The following is a 4,701-nucleotide window of genomic DNA, read 5'->3' as shown; positions in this document are numbered from 1 at the left end:
ACCCGGCGCAACGCGGTATGTTTAAATACCGGATTCCAGAATACGAATATTCATCTCCAGCACATCGCCCTTAACGGCTTCGCTGTAGGCTTTCATATGCGGGGTTTGCAGGTGCGCTTCAAGATGCGCGATGCTTTCCCACTGCTCAATCATCACGATTGAATCAGGCGCCATGGTCTGAAAACTCACGTTTGCCGCATGATCTACCATCGGCGCGTAGCCGTGGCAGCCTTCTTCTTTCAGTACGGTTGGAACAATTTTCGCAAACTGATCGAGGACGGCCTGACGGTGATGTTGTCCCGGACGGGTGCGGATTTCAGCAATAACTGTAAGCATGGTTAACTCCTTCTAATTCCAGGTTACCAGTTAACCAAAAATCGCCTGCAGATGCTCGCGATATTCTGCAACAGAACGTGGTACATCCGGCATTTTAATGACGTCATTGGTAATAAAGGTCGGCAGCGCTTCCATTCCAAGGAATTGATTCGCCTTATGGAACGGCAGATAAACACCATCAACGCCCACGCCATGGAAAAACTGATCTTTATCGGTGAAGGCTTCCATCGGTGCGTTCCAGGTCAGAGAAAGCATGTATTTTTTCCCCTGAATCAGACCGCCGGAGCCGTATTTCTTCGAAGCATCTGAGCGGGTACGACCATCGCTGGCATACAGTGTGCCGTGGCCTTCGGTGAACACGTCATCAATGTATTTTTTCACGGTCCACGGCGCACCCATCCACCAGCCTGGCATTTGCCAGATAACCACGTCCGCCCAGACGAAGTTCTGCACTTCTTCTTTCACGTCGTAATCGCTGTCAGCGCGGACGATTTTGACGCTATGCCCGAGGTCGCGCAGCGTGCCGTCGGCGACTTCCGTCAGGGTGTCGTTCAATTGGCCGTTGGAGTGTGCGAATTTTTTCGCGCCGTTGATAATCAGGATGTTGCTCATTATTAATCCTCTGAAATGCGTTTGAGGCTAATTTTACGTCAACAGCCGGTAGGGTGAAATTAGCAAAATGTGCAAAGTCTTTTGCATCTGGCGCAATAATCGACGATTACCACTTCACTGTCGCGATAAAACCCCCGTCTGGCGCATTGTCAAACGACACTGTCATTGTGTGCAGGGCGGCAATGCGACGGACAATCGACAGGCCCAGCCCGCTGCCGGTAACCTGCTGTCCGGGCGGACGATAAAAGCGTTCGCCAATGTGAGGCAGGACTTCTGCCGTGACGCCGGGGCCGTTGTCTCTGACCGTAAACTGCCGGGCGTCAAGCGTGACATCCACCTCGCTACCTTTGGGGCTGTAGCGGATGGCGTTATCCAGCAGATTGCGCACCAGCAAACTGAGCAGTAGCGGTTGCCCGGTGTGCGTCACATTATGAGCGTTGATCTGCAAACGCACATCAATCTGCGCCTGCTGCGCGGGTTGCCAGATGTCCATTACCGCAGACTGAAGCACTTCCTCAAGAGAGAGCGTGGCGACGTCCTGCAGGTTATCCAGCGAGTCGAGACGGGAAAGCGTCAGCAACTGGTCGACCAGACGCGTGGCACGATCGATGCCCGTATGGAGTTGCATCAGCGCTTTCTCGCGTGCCTGCGGATCATCATCAGAAAGCTGCGCCACCTCCGTCTGGACTTTTAGCGCCGTTAACGGACTACGCAGTTCGTGGGCGGCGTCTGAGGTAAAGCGCCGTTCGCGCACCATCATCTTATGGGTACGGGTAAAAAGCTGGTTGAGCGATTCGACCAGCGGGCGCACTTCACTCGGGACGCCGTGTGAGCTGAGCGGCTCGCTGGATTCCGGATCGCGCAGACGCAACGCCTGCGCCAGCTTTTTAAGCGGCATGAGCTCCCGATGCAGCAGCATAATCAACAACAGCAGCATCAGCGGCAGGGCGATAAGCCAGGGAACCAGTTGCGCCGTCACAATCGCCAGCGCCATATCTTCACGGTATTCCCACTCCTGACCGACCACGATGCGGTACTTACCATCGGAGGAAGTCAGCCAGATAAAACGCCATTTATCGTCATCGCCATTTAACTTGCCGTCATCAAAGCCTTCCCGGCGGTAGCTATAGGGGATGTTCTGACCATTATCGCCGTCGTGCAGCACCATCTTACCGTCCGTGGTGTAGACGGCAAAGGTCAGCGCATCATCATCAACATGACCGTGCTTGAATTTCTTTGGCGTATGCGCCATCCGTTCGGTGGCGTGCAGTTCATTGATATCGAGCGTAACCAGGCGTTTGGCGAAGAGCATCAACTGGGTATCAAACAGTTCATCAACGTTATCCGTTGTTTTTTTCCAGGCGACAAAACTCGATGCCGCCCAGGTAATGGCTGACAGAATCAGAAAAATGAGGGTAAGCCTGACGCGCAGGCTGAGTCGTTGGGTCACGATGATACCTCGCCAAGCGTATAGCCGATGCCGTGAACGGTGCGAATGAAATCGCTGCCCAGCTTGCGTCGCAGATGGTGGACGTGCACTTCAACGGCATTGCTGGTGACCTCTTCGTCCCAGTTATACAGCTTCTCTTCAATGAGCTTGCGCGGCAGCACGCGACCTTTATTACGCATCAGTAATTCCAGAAGTGCGAACTCTTTTGGCTTGAGTATCAGTGGCTCACCCGCCAGTGTCGCGACCCGATCGCCGGGACGTAAGGTCACCCGCCCGTGGCGTAATTCACTGCTGGCCTGACCGCTGGCGCGACGCATCAGCGCCTCCAGTCTGGCGGCGACTTCTATCAGTGCAAAGGGTTTACACAGATAATCATCGGCCCCGAGTCGAAGCCCTTCGACGCGTTCGGCCAGCGCATCGCGTGCGGTGAGGATCAGCACCGGCTCGCGCTTTCCCTGTTCGCGCCAGTCGCGCAGAATATCGCGCCCGTCCATTCCCGGCAGCGTGAGATCGAGGATCACCGCGTCGTAAGGCGCGCTGTAGAGCGCTTCTTTTCCCTGACGACCTTCGGTAAACCAGTCGACGCTAAAGCCCATTTTACTCAGCCCGGTTTTAATGCCGTCACCAATCAACGCATCATCTTCAACCAGTAAAATTCGCATATTTTCATCCCTGCACCCGCTGTGATAAAGGCAAGTAAACCGCGATGTTGCACGTGATGTACAGCAAAAAAGAGACTTTTTTTGCCTTAAGAACTTGTTAAGGATTACCGTATTTAATGGATGTGAAATGACATCAAAGGGAGAAATGATCATGAAAAAACTGGCTGCAATTGTTGCCGTCATGGCGCTCTGCTCCGCACCGGTTCTGGCCGCGCAGCAGGGTGGTTTTTCTGGCCCGTCCGCGACGCAAACGCAGAGCGGCGGCTTCCAGGGGCCTAACGGTAGTAGCACGACGGTAGAAAGTGCGAAATCCTTGCGTGATGACACCTGGGTGACGCTGCGCGGCAACATCGTTGAACGTATTTCCGATGACCTCTATCTGTTTAAAGATGCGACAGGCACCATCAATGTCGATATCGACCACAAACGCTGGAATGGCGTGACGGTTACCCCGCAGGATACCGTTGAAATTCAGGGTGAAGTGGATAAAGACTGGAATTCCGTTGAAATTGACGTGAAGCAAATCAGTAAAGTCAGCAAATAATCCCTGTCAGGGCCGCGTTCGCGGCCCTTTTCTTTGTGACTCAACGCGTCAGATAAGGTAGTATCTGCGGCAATATTGCCCGAAAAGATACCGCGTATCTGGCGGGCTTACAGTTGAGGAATCACGATTAATGAGCGATATGGCAGAGCGCCTTGCGCTGCATGAATTCACGGAAAACGCCTATCTGAATTACTCCATGTACGTCATCATGGACAGGGCGTTGCCGTTTATTGGTGATGGTCTGAAACCCGTTCAGCGCCGCATCGTCTATGCGATGTCAGAGCTGGGGCTGAATGCCAGCGCCAAATTTAAAAAATCCGCCCGTACCGTCGGCGACGTGTTGGGTAAATACCACCCGCACGGAGACAGCGCCTGCTATGAGGCCATGGTGCTGATGGCGCAGCCGTTCTCTTACCGTTATCCGCTGGTTGATGGCCAGGGGAACTGGGGGGCGCCGGACGATCCGAAATCCTTCGCGGCGATGCGTTATACCGAATCCCGCCTGTCCAGATACGCCGAACTGCTGCTGAGTGAACTCGGCCAGGGAACCGCTGACTGGGTGCCAAACTTCGACGGAACGATGCAGGAGCCGAAAATGCTGCCTGCGCGTCTGCCGAACATCCTGCTTAACGGTACAACCGGTATCGCGGTCGGCATGGCGACCGATATTCCGCCGCACAACCTGCGTGAAGTGGCAAAAGCCGCGATCACCCTGATTGAGCAGCCGAAAACCACGCTGGACGAGCTGCTGGATATTGTCCACGGCCCGGACTACCCGACCGAAGCGGAAATCATTACCCCGCGCGCCGAGATTCGTAAAATTTATGAAAACGGGCGCGGCTCCGTGCGCATGCGCGCGGTATGGAAGAAAGAAGACGGCGCGGTGGTGATTACCGCGCTGCCGCACCAGGTTTCCGGCGCGCGCGTGCTGGAGCAAATCGCCGCCCAGATGCGCAATAAAAAGCTGCCGATGGTAGACGATTTGCGCGATGAGTCAGACCACGAAAACCCGACCCGTCTGGTGGTGGTGCCGCGTTCCAATCGCGTGGACATGGAACAGGTGATGAACCACCTGTTTGCCACCACCGATCTGGAAA

At 54.7% G+C, this 4,701-nt stretch carries 6 protein-coding genes; 2 read left to right on the top strand and 4 right to left on the bottom strand.

The window, feature by feature from the left end:
• Nucleotides 1-21: 21 nt before the first annotated feature.
• From AB7E14_RS20720 to qseB, 4 genes are all read right to left on the bottom strand, one after another.
• Nucleotides 22-336, bottom strand: a complete 315-nt coding sequence (locus AB7E14_RS20720) for a putative quinol monooxygenase (RefSeq protein WP_042998164.1) — start codon at nucleotides 334-336, stop codon at nucleotides 22-24.
• 30 nt (nucleotides 337-366) lie between these two features.
• A complete protein-coding gene (locus tag AB7E14_RS20715) occupies nucleotides 367-948 on the bottom strand; it encodes an NAD(P)H-dependent oxidoreductase (protein WP_044329019.1) in 582 nt (193 codons plus the stop codon).
• A gap of 106 nt (nucleotides 949-1,054) precedes the next feature.
• Nucleotides 1,055-2,404, bottom strand: a complete 1,350-nt coding sequence (gene qseC / locus AB7E14_RS20710) for a quorum sensing histidine kinase QseC (RefSeq protein ID WP_042998162.1) — start codon at nucleotides 2,402-2,404, stop codon at nucleotides 1,055-1,057.
• Nucleotides 2,395-3,060 (bottom strand): quorum sensing response regulator transcription factor QseB, encoded by a 666-nt coding sequence (gene qseB, locus AB7E14_RS20705; RefSeq protein WP_316962886.1) that lies wholly within the window; start codon nucleotides 3,058-3,060, stop codon nucleotides 2,395-2,397. The genes qseC and qseB overlap by 10 nt, the downstream gene beginning before the upstream one ends.
• A gap of 151 nt (nucleotides 3,061-3,211) precedes the next feature.
• Between qseB and AB7E14_RS20700 the strand changes: the two genes are divergently transcribed.
• A complete protein-coding gene (locus AB7E14_RS20700) occupies nucleotides 3,212-3,604 on the top strand; it encodes a YgiW/YdeI family stress tolerance OB fold protein (protein WP_042324346.1) in 393 nt (130 codons plus the stop codon).
• 130 nt (nucleotides 3,605-3,734) lie between these two features.
• On the top strand, nucleotides 3,735-4,701 hold a 967-nt coding region (parC, locus tag AB7E14_RS20695), incomplete at its 3' end, for a DNA topoisomerase IV subunit A (RefSeq protein WP_428169879.1).

It is taken from the genome of Citrobacter sp. (genome assembly GCF_050252275.1).
In the GTDB taxonomy this organism is placed as follows: Bacteria; Pseudomonadota; Gammaproteobacteria; order Enterobacterales; family Enterobacteriaceae; genus Citrobacter_A; species Citrobacter_A amalonaticus.
This window is presented reverse-complemented; position numbering and strand designations above follow the sequence as displayed.

Bases quoted from the DNA above. Each gene is read 5' to 3' on its own strand.
- AB7E14_RS20715 (WP_044329019.1), bottom strand. From the start codon at position 948: ATGAGCAACATCCTGATTATCAACGGCGCGAAAAAATTCGCACACTCC.
- qseB (WP_316962886.1), bottom strand. From the start codon at position 3,060: ATGCGAATTTTACTGGTTGAAGATGATGCGTTGATTGGTGACGGCATT.
- AB7E14_RS20700 (WP_042324346.1), top strand. From the start codon at position 3,212: ATGAAAAAACTGGCTGCAATTGTTGCCGTCATGGCGCTCTGCTCCGCA.
- AB7E14_RS20720 (WP_042998164.1), bottom strand. From the start codon at position 336: ATGCTTACAGTTATTGCTGAAATCCGCACCCGTCCGGGACAACATCAC.